The organism is Arthrobacter sp. NQ7 (assembly GCF_029581595.2).
GTDB classification, from domain to species: domain Bacteria; phylum Actinomycetota; class Actinomycetes; order Actinomycetales; family Micrococcaceae; genus Arthrobacter; species Arthrobacter phenanthrenivorans_B.
In genome coordinates, this window is the sequence record NZ_JARFXU020000001.1 from 516,903 (window position 1) to 530,295 (window position 13,393).

Below are 13,393 nucleotides of genomic sequence, written 5' to 3' on the forward strand. Positions count from 1 at the left end.
AACAGGCTCAGGGGATTAGTATTAGTTCCTGAATCTGCAATTTCACCAATCCAAAGCCCCCAAGTAGACTTGCCTGAGTTCTACCGCGATAAGCGCGGCTGGAGGGCAAGTTATTTGAAAACGTTCTAGGAGGAACCTGTGGCAAAGGCAAAGTTCGAGCGGACTAAGCCGCACGTCAACATCGGCACCATTGGTCACGTTGACCACGGTAAGACGACGCTGACGGCCGCCATTTCCAAGGTGCTGTACGACAAGTACCCGGATCTCAACGAGAAGCGTGACTTCGCGTCGATCGACTCTGCACCCGAAGAGCGTCAGCGCGGTATTACCATCAACATCTCCCACGTGGAGTACCAGACCGAGAAGCGTCACTACGCACACGTTGACGCCCCCGGCCACGCTGACTACATCAAGAACATGATCACCGGTGCTGCCCAGATGGACGGCGCTATCCTGGTGGTTGCTGCTACTGACGGCCCGATGGCCCAGACCCGCGAGCACGTTCTGCTCGCCCGCCAGGTTGGCGTTCCCTACCTGCTGGTCGCGCTGAACAAGGCTGACATGGTTGAGGACGAGGAACTCCTCGACCTCGTCGAAATGGAAGTTCGTGAGCTCCTGAGCTCGCAGGGCTTCGATGGCGACAACGCACCGGTCGTCCGCGTTTCCGGCCTGAAGGCCCTGGAAGGCGATCCCGAGTGGGTCAAGTCCGTTGAGGACCTGATGGCTGCTGTCGACGAGTCCGTTCCGGACCCCGTACGTGACCGCGACAAGCCGTTCCTGATGCCGATCGAAGACGTCTTCACGATCACCGGTCGTGGCACCGTTGTTACGGGCCGCGCCGAGCGTGGAACCCTCGCCATCAACTCCGAGGTTGAGATCGTCGGCATCCGCCCGGTCCAGAAGACCACGGTTACCGGTATCGAGATGTTCCACAAGCAGCTCGATGAAGCATGGGCCGGCGAGAACTGTGGCCTCCTGCTCCGCGGTCTGAAGCGCGACGATGTCGAGCGTGGCCAGGTTGTCGTCAAGCCGGGTTCCATCACCCCGCACACCGACTTCGAGGCCAACGTCTACATCCTGTCCAAGGACGAAGGCGGACGTCACAACCCGTTCTACTCCAACTACCGCCCGCAGTTCTACTTCCGTACCACGGACGTAACCGGCGTTATCACCCTGCCCGAGGGCACGGAAATGGTTATGCCCGGCGACAACACTGAGATGACCGTTGCGCTCATCCAGCCGATCGCTATGGAAGAGGGCCTCGGCTTCGCTATCCGCGAAGGCGGCCGCACCGTTGGTTCGGGACGTGTCACCAAGATCATCAAGTAGTACTTGCTGAACTGAAGGACAGCCCCGCTGCGAAAGCAGCGGGGCTGTCCTTTTTCGTTAACGGCCCCCTGATACTGTTGCAGCACTGAAAGGAGAGCATCATGGGATGGCTTATTTTCCTCATCATTGCGGTTGCTGTTGTAGCCGGAGTGGTCTGGGCCAGGAAGAACTTCCGGCACGAGATTGACCGGGCGAAGCGGATTAACCGGGCCAACAAGAACCAGTAGCCCGGCACCGCAGCCGGGTTGCAGGCAGTCCTTACTCCTACTTTTCGGTATACCTAAATCTGCGCTATCCTCGTTGTACTGACGCCCGCAACGACGAGGACATCTGATGGCTGCTTCAACCATGACGGCGAGACCCGCCACCCCGGGCATCTGGTCGCGCCTCCTGCTGCTTGGTCCGGCATTCGTTGCCGCCATCGCGTACGTGGATCCCGGCAACGTCGCTGCCAACCTGACCGCCGGCGCAAGCTTCGGCTACCTGCTGGTGTGGGTCCTGGTAGCCGCCAATGCCATGGCCGTCCTGATCCAGTACCAGTCGGCCAAACTCGGCCTCGCCACCGGAATGAGCCTGCCGGAGATCCTGGGCCAGCGCCTGGGGACCCGCGGCCGCCGTGCCTACTGGGTGCAGGCGGAAGTGGTGGCCGGTGCCACCGACATGGCCGAAGTGATCGGCGGGGCAGTGGCGCTCAACCTGCTGTTCGGCCTGCCTCTGCTCCAGGGCGGAGTGATCATCGGGCTGGCTTCCATGCTGTTGCTGTCATTGCAGTCCCACCGCAGCCAGAAGGCCTTCGAGCTTGCCATCCTGACCTTGCTTGGGGTTATCGCCGTCGGCTTCGTCTCAGGCCTTTTCGTCAATCCGCCCGACGGCGGCAGCGCACTTGCCGGGCTTGTCCCGCGGTTTGAGGGAACGGACACCGTCCTGCTCGCCGCCAGCATGCTGGGCGCCACGGTCATGCCGCATGCCATCTACCTGCACTCGGCCCTCGCCCGGGACCGCCACGGTTTCTCGCCGGACCCGCTGGTCAGGACGCGGCTCATCCGGGCAACCCGCGTGGATGTCGCAGGTGCCCTGCTGCTGGCCGGTATCGTCAACATCGCCATGCTGCTGCTGGCTGCCTCCAGCCTCCGCGGTGTGGAGGGGACGGACACCATCGCCGGCGCCCACGCTGCCGTGACCTCGGCACTCGGGCCGGTTATCGGCGTCGTCTTTGCCATCGGCCTGCTGGCCTCGGGGCTGGCGTCCACCTCGGTGGGCTGCTACGCCGGTGCCACCATCATGGGCGGACTCCTCAAGCTGCGGGTGCCGCTGCTGGTCCGGAGGACCGTTACCCTGGTTCCGGCGCTGGTGGTCCTGGGCGCGGGTATTGAACCCACGCTGGCGCTGGTCCTTAGCCAGGTCCTGCTGAGTTTCGGCATCCCCTTTGCACTCATTCCCCTCATCAGGCTGACCGGCAGCCGGAAGGTGATGGGAATCCACGCCGACTCGAAACCGCTGCGGATCGCGGGCTGGACCAGCGCCACGCTGATCGTGGGCCTGAACTGCGTCCTGATTTTCCTGACGGTGCTCGGCGGCTGACGGCCCGGACTGCTGCCGGCTGGGCGCCGCCTACTCCTGGCCGCGCAGGCGGGCGCCGGAAAGCTCCCGGTACCAGTAGAAGGAGCGCTTGGGTGTCCGTTCCAGGGTGTCAAAGTCCACGTGCACCAGTCCGAAGCGCTGCGAGTAGCCGGCAGCCCACTCAAAGTTGTCCATCAGCGTCCATACGTAGTAGCCGCGCAGGTCCACGCCTTCGGCTATACCGCCGGGCGCGGTGGCCTCAAGGGCAGCTCCGAGGTGGGACGCCAGGTACTCCACGCGGTCGGCGTCCTCCAGGGTCTCCGACACGCTGTCGGGCTCGGGAAAGCTGGCGCCACCCTCGGTGATGTACACCGGCGGGAGGGCCTCGCCGTACCGGTCCCGCATCTCCTGCAGCAGCACCCCCAAATGCCCGGGCGCCACCGGCCAGCCGAACCCAGTGCTGCCGTACTCCGGATAGCCCTCCTCATGGAAGGGCAGCTTCGCAAGCTCCTTGTGCATGTCAGCCGGCAGCGGGGTGATGCCCGGTCCCAGGGCAACCTTGACGGGGAAGTAGTAGTTGAGGCCGTAGAAGTCCAGCGGCTGGTGGATGGTCCGGAGGTCGGCGTCGGAGACCTTGCCGATGGAACGCAGCCAGGGCTTGGCGTACAACGGCAATGACGGATACCGACCCAGCAGTACGGGATCGGCGTAGATCCTGTTCGCCAGCAGGTCGTAGAGATGAGCCACCAGCCGGTCGCCGATCCTGCGGCTGGCGGGCCTTACCGGTGAATGCAGGTTGGTCAGGCCAACCCCGCCCTTGACGCCGGCGGACCGCAGCGCCTGTACGCCGAGCCCGTGCGCCAGCAGCTGGTGGTGGACCGCGGGAAGGGCGTCGAACATCAGCCGGCGGCCCGGGGCGTGCACCCCCAGTGCATACCCGTTCAAGGTGACCGATACCGGCTCGTTGAGGGTCACCCACTGCGCCACCCGGTCGCCAAACCGTTCGCCCGCCGCCCTGGCATAGTCGCCGAACCGTTCAGCCGTTTCCCTGTTGAGCCAGCCGCCCCGGTGTTCCAGCGGCAGGGGAGTGTCCCAGTGGTAGAGGGTGGCCATGGGGGAGATGCCGGCCTCGAGGAGCTGGTCGATCAGGCGGTCGTAGAAGTCCAGGCCCTCAGCATTGAAGGCACCCTGGCCGCCGGGTTGGATGCGTGGCCAGGACAGGGAGAACCGGTAGGAGTCAACGCCCAGCTCCTTCAGCAGCGCCACGTCCTCGGGCAGCCTGTTGTAGTGGTCGCACGCCACCGCAGGGGAGTGGCCGTCCAGGATGGCCCCCGGCTTCTCGGCGAAGGCGTCCCACCCTGACGGTCCACGGCCCCCTGCCTTGAGGGCGCCTTCGATCTGGAATGCCGCTGCCGCGACGCCAAGCGTGAACGACGGCGGCACGTGTCGGGCCAGTTCAGTCACCGATTCGGTGCTCTCCAGGGTCATTCCCCTATCATCCAGCCGGGTCCCCGTCCGCGGCAATGCCCCTGGAGGCCGGGCACGGGGGCCGATTCGCATCTGCCGCGGATTTCCGGCATACTAGATGAGTTGTTCAAGCGCTTCTTCGCGTCCCGATCCGGATAATGCCGGGTGCAGGGTCCAAGCTGAAGACCAAACATAACCCACCCCCATGGAACTGCGGATTTATATGTGCGCCCAGCGCGACACGCCCGACCGCGGGGGTCGGTTACGCCGGCAAGGTGAGGAACCCGGATTTATCCGGATTCAGTTTGTGCGGCGGATGGTGGTTACGACCTCAAATGCTTCGGCAGCCATACAACGAGTAAGTGAACAGGGCAGCCCTAAACCGGGGAAGCACAGACTGAAAGAGAGTCAGGCGACATGGCGGGACAAAAAATCCGCATCCGGCTGAAGTCATACGACCACGAGGTCATTGACGTTTCAGCACGGAAGATCGTTGAGACGGTCACGCGCGCAGGCGCAACGGTAGTCGGCCCCGTGCCGCTGCCGACGGAGAAGAACGTGTACTGCGTGATCCGCTCTCCGCACAAGTACAAGGACAGCCGCGAGCACTTCGAAATGCGCACGCACAAGCGTCTTATCGACATCATCGATCCCACGCCGAAGGCCGTCGACTCGCTCATGCGTCTCGACCTGCCGGCTGACGTGAACATCGAAATCAAGCTGTAGGGAGGTGCTGAGAAACTATGACCGCAACCCGTAACGTAAAGGGCCTGCTGGGCACGAAGCTCGGCATGACCCAGGTCTGGGACGAGAACAACAAGCTCATCCCCGTCACTGTGGTCCAGGCAGACTCGAACGTCATCACCCAGCTGCGCAACGCTGAGACCGATGGCTACGTCGCCGTTCAGATCGGCTACGGCCAGATCGATCCCCGCAAGGTCACCAAGCCGCTGGCTGGTCACTTTGAGAAGGCAGGCGTCACGCCTCGCCGCCACGTCGTCGAACTCCGTACCGCAGATGCTGCCGAGTACGAGCTGGGCCAGGAGCTCTCCGTAGAGCTCTTCGAAGCCGGCCAGAAGATCGACGTCATCGGCACCACCAAGGGCAAGGGCTTCGCCGGTGTTATGAAGCGTCACGGCTTCCACGGCGTTGGCGCCTCCCACGGTGCCCACAAGAACCACCGTAAGCCCGGTTCAATCGGTGGCGCATCCACCCCGAGCCGCGTCTTCAAGGGCATGAGAATGGCCGGCCGCATGGGCGCCGTTCGTCACACCACGCTGAACCTCACCGTTCACGCGGTTGACGTCGAGAAGTCGCTGCTCCTGATCAAGGGTGCCGTTCCCGGTGCCCGCGGCCAGGTCGTCTTCGTACGTACCGCCGTGAAGGGAGCCTAGTTCAATGGCTAACACTGTCCAGGTTGACCTGCCTGCAGAGATCTTCGACGTTCAGACCAACGTGCCGCTGCTGCACCAGGTTGTCGTTGCCCAGCTCGCTGCTGCCCGCCAGGGAACCCACAAGACCAAGACCCGCGCCGAAGTTTCCGGTGCAGGACGCAAGCCGTTCAAGCAGAAGGGCACCGGCCGCGCCCGTCAGGGTTCCATCCGTGCTCCGCACATGACCGGCGGTGGCATTGTCCACGGTCCCACCCCGCGTGACTACAGCCAGCGGACCCCCAAGAAGATGATTGCTGCTGCACTGCGCGGCGCACTGTCTGACCGGGCCCGCAACGGCCGCATCCACGTTGTCTCCGAGCTGGTTGCAGGCGACAAGCCGTCGTCGAAGACCGCCCTGGCGACGCTTCGCGGCGTTTCCGAGCGCAAGAACCTGCTGGTCGTCATCGAGCGGGACAACGACGTTGCTGCACTGTCCGTGCGCAACCTCGCCGGCGTTCACGTTCTGTACGCAGACCAGCTGAACACCTACGACGTTCTCGTTTCCGATGACGTTGTCTTCACCAAGGCTGCTTACGACGCATTCGTTGCCGCCAAGGCAGCAAAGAACGAGGAGGATGCCAAGTGAGTGCAGCCACCATCAAGGATCCCCGCGACGTCGTGCTTGCACCCGTCGTGTCGGAAAAGAGCTACGGCCTGATCGACGAGGGCAAGTACACCTTCCTGGTGGACCCCCGTTCGAACAAGACCGAGATCAAGCTGGCCGTGGAGAAGATCTTCTCCGTCAAGGTCGAATCGATCAACACCATCAACCGTGCCGGTAAGCGCAAGCGCACCAAATTCGGATGGGGTACCCGCAAGAACACCAAGCGTGCGATTGTCACCCTCAAAGAAGGCACCATCGACATCTTCGGCGGTCCGCTCGCGTAGCGGAGACCACTTTAACGAGGAAATAAATTATGGGAATCCGTAAGTACAAGCCGACTACCCCGGGCCGTCGTGGCTCGAGCGTAGCGGACTTCATCGAAATTACGCGGTCGACGCCGGAAAAGTCGTTGGTACGTCCGCTGCCCAAGAAGGGCGGCCGTAACAACACCGGTAAGATCACCACCCGTCACAAGGGTGGCGGACACAAGCGCCAGTACCGTCTGATCGACTTCCGTCGCCACGACAAGGACGGCGTTGACGCCCGCGTTGCAGAAATTGAGTACGATCCGAACCGTACGGCGCGCATCGCCCTCCTGCACTACGTTGATGGCACCAAGCGTTACATCATCGCCCCGAACAAGCTGTCCCAGGGTGACTTCGTGGAAGCAGGTGCCAACGCTGACATCAAGCCTGGCAACAACCTGCCCCTGCGCAACATCCCCGTAGGTACCGTTATCCACGCAGTTGAACTGCGTCCGGGTGGCGGCGCCAAGATGGGCCGTTCCGCCGGTGCCTCCATCCAGCTTGTCGCCAAGGAAGGCCGCTTCGCCCAGCTGCGTCTGCCTTCCGGCGAAATCCGCAACGTTGACGTGCGCTGCCGCGCAACCGTCGGCGAGGTTGGCAACGCCGAGCAGTCGAACATCAACTGGGGCAAGGCCGGCCGTATGCGGTGGAAGGGCGTCCGCCCGACCGTCCGTGGTGTCGCCATGAACCCGGTTGACCACCCGCACGGTGGTGGTGAGGGTAAGACCTCCGGTGGACGTAACCCCGTCAACCCGAACGGTAAGCGTGAAGGCCGCACCCGCCGCCCCAACAAAGAGAGCGACAAGCTTATTGTTCGTCGCCGTCGTACTGGCAAGAACAAGCGATAGGAGCCTGGACACATGCCACGCAGCCTGAAAAAAGGTCCTTTCGTTGACCAGCACCTCTTTGTGAAGGTAGCCAGGGAAAACGAAAAGGGCACCAAGAACGTCATCAAGACCTGGTCCCGCCGTTCGATGATCATCCCCGACATGCTCGGACACACGATCGCCGTACACGACGGACGCAAGCACATCCCGGTGTTTGTCACTGAGTCGATGGTCGGGCACAAGCTCGGCGAATTCGCTCCCACGCGGACATTCCGCGGCCATGTCAAGGACGACCGTAAGGGCAAGCGCCGCTAGGCGCCTGCGTTTACGTCAAAGACGAGAGAAGGAAAGCAATGGAAGCCAAGGCAATTGCGCGCCACATCCGCGTAACGCCTATGAAGGCCCGGCGCGTCGTCAACCTTGTTCGTGGATTGCAAGCGAATGAGGCTCTGGCAATTCTGAAGTTTGCCCCGCAGGCAGCTTCGGAGCCGGTATTCAAGGTAGTTCAGTCAGCAATCTCCAACGCCCGGGTCCTCGCGGACCGCGACGGCGTGGCGTTTGACGAAGGCGACCTCATCATCAGCGAAGCGTTTGTTGATGAAGGCCCGACCATGAAGCGGTTCCAGCCGCGTGCCCAGGGTCGTGCATTTCAGATCAAGAAGCGCACCAGCCACATCACCGTGGTAGTCGCTACCCCGGAGAAAGAGGAGGCTCGCTAAGTGGGACAGAAAGTAAACCCGCACGGGTTCCGACTCGGCATCACCACCGATCACGTATCGCACTGGTTCGCTGACAGCACCAAGGCAGGCCAGCGGTACAAGGACTTCGTTCGCGAAGACATCCGCATCCGCCAGCTCATGTCCACGGGCATGGAGCGCGCCGGCATCGCCAAGGTCGAGATCGAGCGCACCCGTGACCGTGTCCGCGTGGACATCCACACGGCCCGTCCCGGCATCGTCATCGGCCGCCGTGGAGCAGAAGCAGACCGCATCCGCGGCGAGCTCGAAAAGCTCACCGGCAAGCAGGTCCAGCTGAACATCCTCGAGGTCAAGAACCCCGAGATGGAAGCCCAGCTTGTTGCCCAGGGCGTTGCAGAGCAGCTGACTTCCCGCGTGGCATTCCGCCGTGCGATGAAGAAGGCCATGCAGTCCGCACAGCGTGCAGGTGCCAAGGGCATCCGTATCGCCTGCTCGGGCCGCCTGGGTGGCGCTGAAATGTCCCGCTCGGAGTTCTACCGCGAAGGCCGTGTGCCCCTGCACACCCTCCGCGCGAACATCGACTACGGCTTCTACGAAGCCAAGACCACCTTCGGCCGCATCGGCGTGAAGGTCTGGATCTACAAGGGTGACGTCACCGCCAAGGAACTGGCCGCACAGGCTGCTGCTGCACCGTCCCGCGGTGGCCGTGGCGAGCGTCCGGGCCGCCCGGGTGGCGCTGACCGCGGTGACCGCCGCCGTCGCAACGACCGCCCGGCCGCTGACGCAGCTCCTGCTGCCGAAGCACCGGCAGTTGAAGCAGCACCTGCTGCTGCAGAAGGAGGACAGGCTTAAATGCTTATCCCACGTCGAGTAAAGCACCGTAAGCAGCACCACCCGGGTCGTTCCGGCGCTGCTACGGGCGGCACCCAGGTCTCCTTCGGTGAGTACGGCATCCAGGCCCTGAGCCCGGCATACGTCACCAACCGTCAGATCGAGTCCGCTCGTATCGCCATGACCCGCCACATCAAGCGTGGCGGTAAGGTCTGGATCAACATCTACCCGGACCGTCCGCTGACCAAGAAGCCTGCCGAAACCCGCATGGGTTCCGGTAAGGGTTCGCCGGAATGGTGGGTCGCCAACGTCAAGCCGGGCCGGGTTCTGTTCGAACTCTCCGGTGTCAATGAAGAGGTAGCTCGCGAGGCCCTGCGCCTGGCAATCCACAAGCTGCCGTTGAAGGCACGCATCGTGCGTCGCGAAGGTGGTGAATAGAAATGGCAGTAGGATCCAAGGATCTGGCTCCCGCACAGCTGGACGGTTTCGACAACGAGCGTCTCGTTGAAGAACTCCGCAAGGCCAAGGAAGAGCTGTTCAACCTGCGTTTCCAGTCCGCCACCGGACAGCTGGAGAACCACGGTCGCCTGCGCGCAGTCAAGAAGGACATTGCCCGCATCTACACCGTTCTCCGCGAACGCGAGCTGGGCATTCGTGCCGAGGTTGCCGCACCGGTTGTGGAAGCCAAGGAAGAGAAGAAGTCCAAGAAGGCTTCAACCAAGAAGGCCGACAAGGCTGAAAAGGCTGAGACCGAGGAGGACGCCAAGTGAGTGAAAAGGACCAGAACGTGACCGAAACTGCTACCGAAGCCAAGGCTGGGCAGCGCGGTTACCGCAAGACCCGTCGCGGCTACGTGGTCTCCGACAAGATGGAAAAGACCATCGTTGTCGAGGTTGAGGACCGCGTCAAGCACGCACTGTACGGCAAGGTCATCCGCCGCACCTCGAAGGTCAAGGCACACGACGAAGAGAACACCGCCGGCATCGGCGACCTCGTTGTCATCGCCGAGACCCGTCCGCTGTCCGCCACCAAGAACTGGCGGCTCGTGGAAATCCTCGAAAAGGCCAAGTAGCACCTGCTGCTTCGCTGGAAGCCCCTGCTCCCTTCCGGGAGCGGGGGCTTCCTCGTTTAACACTGGCGTCACGTTGGGCAGCCATTGGCGGCAGCGGACGACGGCGGCGCCCGGCCTGGCGGGGGAGCGGCACCCCTGGCGGGCCGGGAGCCTGCCGTGCGTGGCGCCGTCGTCTGTCCCGCCTACACGCCCCATCACTTATCGCCGCATTTTCGGCGACGCCCCATCACTTATCACCGGATTTTCGGCGACGCCCCATCACTTCCCGTCGCCGGGGCGCCATGAGGTGATGGGGCGTTGGTTGTTTTGCTGCAGGAGGTGATGGGGCGTTGGTTGTTTTGCTGCAGGAGGTGATGGGGCGTTGTGCTGGCGGGGGAGCGGCACCTCTGGCGGGCCGAGAGCCTGCCGTGCGTGACGCCGTCGTCCGTCGCTTACACGCCCCATCACTTATCGCCGCATTTTCGGCGACGCCCTATCACTTCCCGTCGCCGGGGCGCCATGAGGTGATGGGGCGTTGGTTCTTTTGCTGCAGGAGGTGATGGGGCGTTGTGCTGGCGTGGGGAGCGGCACCCCTGGGGCGCCGGGAGCCTGCCGTACGTGACGCCGTCGTCCGTCTTGCGGGGCAGGGACGGTGGTGATATGGGGACTGGCCGAAAACGTGCTAGGATATTGAGTTTGTATGGCGCCTTTCGCGCGCCATCATCAACCTCGTAAACAAGCGTGCCACAGCATAGTGCCCCTGTGCGCCCGGGATCCGTCCCGGTCCGAATGGGAGCAACTGCTTCTGGCACGGGCGTTTAGGCCTGGTCTGGCAAAATCCAGGCAGGTCAAGAGACACCCCGATCAACCGTTCCGCAAGGCTCATTCCGTAGCAAGATCACGGCCTGAGAACCGGCGCGACGCAAGGAGTAAATAGTGATTCAGCAGGAGTCGCGACTCAAGGTCGCCGACAACACGGGTGCTAAGGAAATCCTTACCATTCGCGTTCTCGGTGGATCCGGCCGTCGCTACGCAGGCATCGGTGACGTCATTGTCGCCACCGTCAAGGATGCAATCCCGGGCGGCAACGTAAAGAAGGGCGATGTGGTCAAGGCCGTCATCGTCCGTACCAAGAAGGAACGCCGCCGTGCGGACGGTTCCTACATCAAGTTTGACGAGAACGCAGCTGTGATCCTGAAGAACGACGGTGACCCCCGCGGTACCCGTATCTTCGGACCGGTTGGTCGTGAACTGCGTGACAAGAAGTTCATGAAGATCGTTTCTCTGGCTCCGGAGGTGCTCTAGTCCATGGCTGCAAAGATCAAGAAGGGTGACCTGGTTCAGGTCATCACTGGCGCCAAGGCTGAGCGCGGCGGCGACCGTGGCAAGCAGGGCAAGGTTCTGCGCGTCTTCACCGACACCAACCGCGTGCTGGTTGAGGGCATCAACCGCGTTACCAAGCACACCCGGGTTGGACAGTCGCAGCGCGGCACCAAGACCGGCGGCATCGAGGTCGTAGAGGCCCCGATCCACATTTCCAACGTGGCCCTGGTTGACCCGTCGACCAAGAAGCCGACCCGCGTGGGCTTCCGCCTCGACACTGTGGAGAAGAACGGCGTCAAGAAGACCGTCCGTATCCGCGTGTCCAAGAGCACCGGGAAGGACATCTAATGACTGAGACCATCGAGACTCCGGCAACGAAGATCGTTCCCCGTCTGAAGACCAAGTACGCCGAAACCATCAAGGGCCAGCTCCAGGATGAGTTCAAGTACGCCAACGTCAACCAGGTTCCCCGCCTGGTGAAGGTTGTTGTGAACATGGGTGTTGGAGATGCCGCCAAGGACTCCAAGCTGATCGACGGCGCTGTCCGCGACCTCACCCAGATCACCGGCCAGAAGCCGCAGGTTACCAAGGCCCGCAAGTCGATCGCACAGTTCAAGCTGCGCGAAGGCATGCCCATCGGTGCACACGCAACCCTGCGTGGCGACCGCATGTGGGAATTCGTGGACCGCCTGGTCACCCTGGCACTGCCCCGTATCCGCGACTTCCGCGGCCTTAGCGGCAAGCAGTTCGATGGCAACGGCAACTACACCTTCGGTCTGACCGAGCAGGTTATGTTCCACGAAATCGACCAGGACAAGATCGACCGCGTCCGCGGTATGGACATCACGGTCGTGACCACCGCCAAGACCGACGACGAAGGCCGCGCGCTGCTCAAGGCGCTTGGTTTCCCGTTCAAAACCGAAGCTTAATTAACTACGTAAAAGGTCCGGCCGCTCCGCACCGCAAAGGGCGGGACGGCGGAAACCGTTACGAGGAAGGGCATGAGCCCACATGACAATGACAGATCCTGTCGCAGATATGCTTACGCGCCTGCGTAACGCAAACTCGGCATACCACGACACCGTGTCTATGCCTTACAGCAAGCTCAAGGCACGCGTTGCCGACATCCTCAAGGCCGAAGGTTTCATCGCCGGCTGGAAGGAAGAGGACGCCGAGGTTGGCAAGAAGCTGACCCTCGAACTCAAGTTCGGTCCGAACCGCGAGCGTTCCATCGCCGGCGTACGCCGCATCTCCAAGCCGGGTCTCCGCGTTTACGCGAAGTCCACCAACCTGCCTCACGTGCTCGGTGGCCTGGGTATCGCAATCCTGTCCACCTCTTCCGGCCTCCTGACTGACAAGCAGGCCGGCAAGAAGGGCGTGGGCGGCGAAGTCCTCGCGTACGTCTGGTAACGGGAAAGGAAGAGAATAATGTCACGTATTGGACGTCTCCCCATCACCGTTCCTGCCGGCGTTGAGGTCAAGGTTGACGGCTCTGTCGTCAGCGTCAAGGGTTCCAAGGGCGAGCTGAGCCACACTGTGGCCAGCCCCATCGAGGTTGCCCTGGAAGACAACACCCTGACCGTCACCCGCCCGAACGACGAGCGCGCCTCCCGTTCGCTCCACGGCCTGACCCGCACCCTGATCGCCAACATGATCCAGGGCGTTACCGCAGGCTACGAGAAGAAGCTTGAAATCGTCGGTACCGGTTACCGCGTTCAGGCCAAGGGATCTGACCTCGAGTTCGCTCTGGGCTACAGCCACCCGGTCAACGTTTCGGCTCCGGCCGGCATCACCTTTGCAGTAGAGGGACCGACCAAGCTCTCTGTCTCAGGAATCAACAAGCAGCAGGTCGGCGAAGTTGCTGCCAACATTCGTAAGCTGCGGAAGCCTGACCCCTACAAGGGCAAGGGCATCCGTTACGCCGGCGAAGTCATCCGCCGCAAGGTCGGAAAGGCTGGTAAGTAA

At 62.6% G+C, this 13,393-nt stretch carries 20 protein-coding genes; 19 read left to right on the forward strand and 1 reads right to left on the reverse strand.

The features are described from left to right. Positions 1-138 precede the first annotated feature (138 nt). The 3 genes from tuf (at position 139) to PUN71_RS02465 (ending at position 2,910) form a co-directional block, all read left to right on the forward strand. The gene (tuf, locus tag PUN71_RS02455) at positions 139-1,329 is read left to right on the forward strand and encodes an elongation factor Tu (RefSeq protein ID WP_013601835.1); all 1,191 of its coding nucleotides are present in this window, start codon (positions 139-141) and stop codon (positions 1,327-1,329) included. A 101-nt stretch (positions 1,330-1,430) separates the two neighbouring features. Further along, entirely contained in the window at positions 1,431-1,556 is a 126-nt protein-coding gene (locus PUN71_RS02460) for a hypothetical protein (RefSeq protein WP_276202738.1), read from the forward strand. Positions 1,557-1,662: 106 nt separating this feature from the next. Continuing rightward, positions 1,663-2,910, forward strand: a complete 1,248-nt coding sequence (locus PUN71_RS02465; protein WP_277797236.1) for an Nramp family divalent metal transporter — start codon at positions 1,663-1,665, stop codon at positions 2,908-2,910. Positions 2,911-2,940: 30 nt separating this feature from the next. Here PUN71_RS02465 and PUN71_RS02470 read toward each other — a convergent pair whose 3' ends face one another. Continuing rightward, positions 2,941-4,377, reverse strand: coding sequence for a GH1 family beta-glucosidase (locus PUN71_RS02470; protein ID WP_277797237.1), 1,437 nt, complete (start codon positions 4,375-4,377; stop codon positions 2,941-2,943). A gap of 396 nt (positions 4,378-4,773) precedes the next feature. Between PUN71_RS02470 and rpsJ the strand changes: the two genes are divergently transcribed. From rpsJ to rplF, 16 genes are all read left to right on the forward strand, one after another. Continuing rightward, entirely contained in the window at positions 4,774-5,082 is a 309-nt protein-coding gene (gene rpsJ / locus PUN71_RS02475; protein WP_003803825.1) for a 30S ribosomal protein S10, read from the forward strand. Positions 5,083-5,099: 17 nt separating this feature from the next. Beyond that, positions 5,100-5,750, forward strand: coding sequence for a 50S ribosomal protein L3 (rplC, locus tag PUN71_RS02480; protein ID WP_043454592.1), 651 nt, complete (start codon positions 5,100-5,102; stop codon positions 5,748-5,750). A gap of 4 nt (positions 5,751-5,754) precedes the next feature. Continuing rightward, complete coding sequence (gene rplD / locus PUN71_RS02485; protein WP_043454595.1) at positions 5,755-6,375, forward strand: 50S ribosomal protein L4; 621 nt, start codon at positions 5,755-5,757, stop codon at positions 6,373-6,375. After that, positions 6,372-6,677, forward strand: coding sequence for a 50S ribosomal protein L23 (gene rplW, locus PUN71_RS02490; RefSeq protein ID WP_011692807.1), 306 nt, complete (start codon positions 6,372-6,374; stop codon positions 6,675-6,677). The genes rplD and rplW overlap by 4 nt, the downstream gene beginning before the upstream one ends. A gap of 29 nt (positions 6,678-6,706) precedes the next feature. Further along, a complete protein-coding gene (gene rplB / locus PUN71_RS02495; RefSeq protein WP_043454598.1) occupies positions 6,707-7,546 on the forward strand; it encodes a 50S ribosomal protein L2 in 840 nt (279 codons plus the stop codon). A gap of 12 nt (positions 7,547-7,558) precedes the next feature. Next, on the forward strand, positions 7,559-7,840 hold the full coding sequence (gene rpsS / locus PUN71_RS02500) for a 30S ribosomal protein S19 (protein WP_003803803.1): 282 nt from the start codon (positions 7,559-7,561) through the stop codon (positions 7,838-7,840). 38 nt (positions 7,841-7,878) lie between these two features. Next, on the forward strand, positions 7,879-8,244 hold the full coding sequence (gene rplV / locus PUN71_RS02505) for a 50S ribosomal protein L22 (RefSeq protein WP_009358304.1): 366 nt from the start codon (positions 7,879-7,881) through the stop codon (positions 8,242-8,244). Next, positions 8,245-9,075: a 30S ribosomal protein S3 gene (gene rpsC / locus PUN71_RS02510; protein ID WP_043454600.1), complete on the forward strand. Its 831-nt coding sequence runs from the start codon at positions 8,245-8,247 to the stop codon at positions 9,073-9,075. Then, the gene (gene rplP, locus PUN71_RS02515; protein ID WP_043454603.1) at positions 9,076-9,492 is read left to right on the forward strand and encodes a 50S ribosomal protein L16; all 417 of its coding nucleotides are present in this window, start codon (positions 9,076-9,078) and stop codon (positions 9,490-9,492) included. A 2-nt stretch (positions 9,493-9,494) separates the two neighbouring features. Continuing rightward, entirely contained in the window at positions 9,495-9,824 is a 330-nt protein-coding gene (rpmC, locus tag PUN71_RS02520; RefSeq protein ID WP_018769136.1) for a 50S ribosomal protein L29, read from the forward strand. Beyond that, positions 9,821-10,126, forward strand: coding sequence for a 30S ribosomal protein S17 (gene rpsQ, locus PUN71_RS02525; RefSeq protein ID WP_043454607.1), 306 nt, complete (start codon positions 9,821-9,823; stop codon positions 10,124-10,126). The genes rpmC and rpsQ overlap by 4 nt, the downstream gene beginning before the upstream one ends. Positions 10,127-11,041: 915 nt before the next feature. Further along, a complete protein-coding gene (rplN, locus tag PUN71_RS02530; RefSeq protein ID WP_003803789.1) occupies positions 11,042-11,410 on the forward strand; it encodes a 50S ribosomal protein L14 in 369 nt (122 codons plus the stop codon). A 3-nt stretch (positions 11,411-11,413) separates the two neighbouring features. After that, complete coding sequence (gene rplX / locus PUN71_RS02535; RefSeq protein ID WP_043454610.1) at positions 11,414-11,776, forward strand: 50S ribosomal protein L24; 363 nt, start codon at positions 11,414-11,416, stop codon at positions 11,774-11,776. Beyond that, positions 11,776-12,357, forward strand: a complete 582-nt coding sequence (rplE, locus tag PUN71_RS02540) for a 50S ribosomal protein L5 (protein WP_043454613.1) — start codon at positions 11,776-11,778, stop codon at positions 12,355-12,357. The genes rplX and rplE overlap by 1 nt, the downstream gene beginning before the upstream one ends. Positions 12,358-12,439: 82 nt before the next feature. After that, the gene (gene rpsH, locus PUN71_RS02545; RefSeq protein ID WP_043454616.1) at positions 12,440-12,838 is read left to right on the forward strand and encodes a 30S ribosomal protein S8; all 399 of its coding nucleotides are present in this window, start codon (positions 12,440-12,442) and stop codon (positions 12,836-12,838) included. Between the two features lie 18 nt (positions 12,839-12,856). Next, positions 12,857-13,393, forward strand: coding sequence for a 50S ribosomal protein L6 (gene rplF / locus PUN71_RS02550; protein WP_043454618.1), 537 nt, complete (start codon positions 12,857-12,859; stop codon positions 13,391-13,393).

Bases quoted from the DNA above. Each gene is read 5' to 3' on its own strand.
- PUN71_RS02460 (WP_276202738.1), top strand. From the start codon at position 1,431: ATGGGATGGCTTATTTTCCTCATCATTGCGGTTGCTGTTGTAGCCGGA.
- PUN71_RS02465 (WP_277797236.1), top strand. From the start codon at position 1,663: ATGGCTGCTTCAACCATGACGGCGAGACCCGCCACCCCGGGCATCTGG.
- PUN71_RS02470 (WP_277797237.1), bottom strand. From the start codon at position 4,377: ATGACCCTGGAGAGCACCGAATCGGTGACTGAACTGGCCCGACACGTG.
- rpsJ (WP_003803825.1), top strand. From the start codon at position 4,774: ATGGCGGGACAAAAAATCCGCATCCGGCTGAAGTCATACGACCACGAG.
- rplC (WP_043454592.1), top strand. From the start codon at position 5,100: ATGACCGCAACCCGTAACGTAAAGGGCCTGCTGGGCACGAAGCTCGGC.
- rplD (WP_043454595.1), top strand. From the start codon at position 5,755: ATGGCTAACACTGTCCAGGTTGACCTGCCTGCAGAGATCTTCGACGTT.
- rplB (WP_043454598.1), top strand. From the start codon at position 6,707: ATGGGAATCCGTAAGTACAAGCCGACTACCCCGGGCCGTCGTGGCTCG.
- rpsS (WP_003803803.1), top strand. From the start codon at position 7,559: ATGCCACGCAGCCTGAAAAAAGGTCCTTTCGTTGACCAGCACCTCTTT.
- rplV (WP_009358304.1), top strand. From the start codon at position 7,879: ATGGAAGCCAAGGCAATTGCGCGCCACATCCGCGTAACGCCTATGAAG.
- rplP (WP_043454603.1), top strand. From the start codon at position 9,076: ATGCTTATCCCACGTCGAGTAAAGCACCGTAAGCAGCACCACCCGGGT.
- rpmC (WP_018769136.1), top strand. From the start codon at position 9,495: ATGGCAGTAGGATCCAAGGATCTGGCTCCCGCACAGCTGGACGGTTTC.
- rplX (WP_043454610.1), top strand. From the start codon at position 11,414: ATGGCTGCAAAGATCAAGAAGGGTGACCTGGTTCAGGTCATCACTGGC.
- rplE (WP_043454613.1), top strand. From the start codon at position 11,776: ATGACTGAGACCATCGAGACTCCGGCAACGAAGATCGTTCCCCGTCTG.
- rpsH (WP_043454616.1), top strand. From the start codon at position 12,440: ATGACAATGACAGATCCTGTCGCAGATATGCTTACGCGCCTGCGTAAC.
- rplF (WP_043454618.1), top strand. From the start codon at position 12,857: ATGTCACGTATTGGACGTCTCCCCATCACCGTTCCTGCCGGCGTTGAG.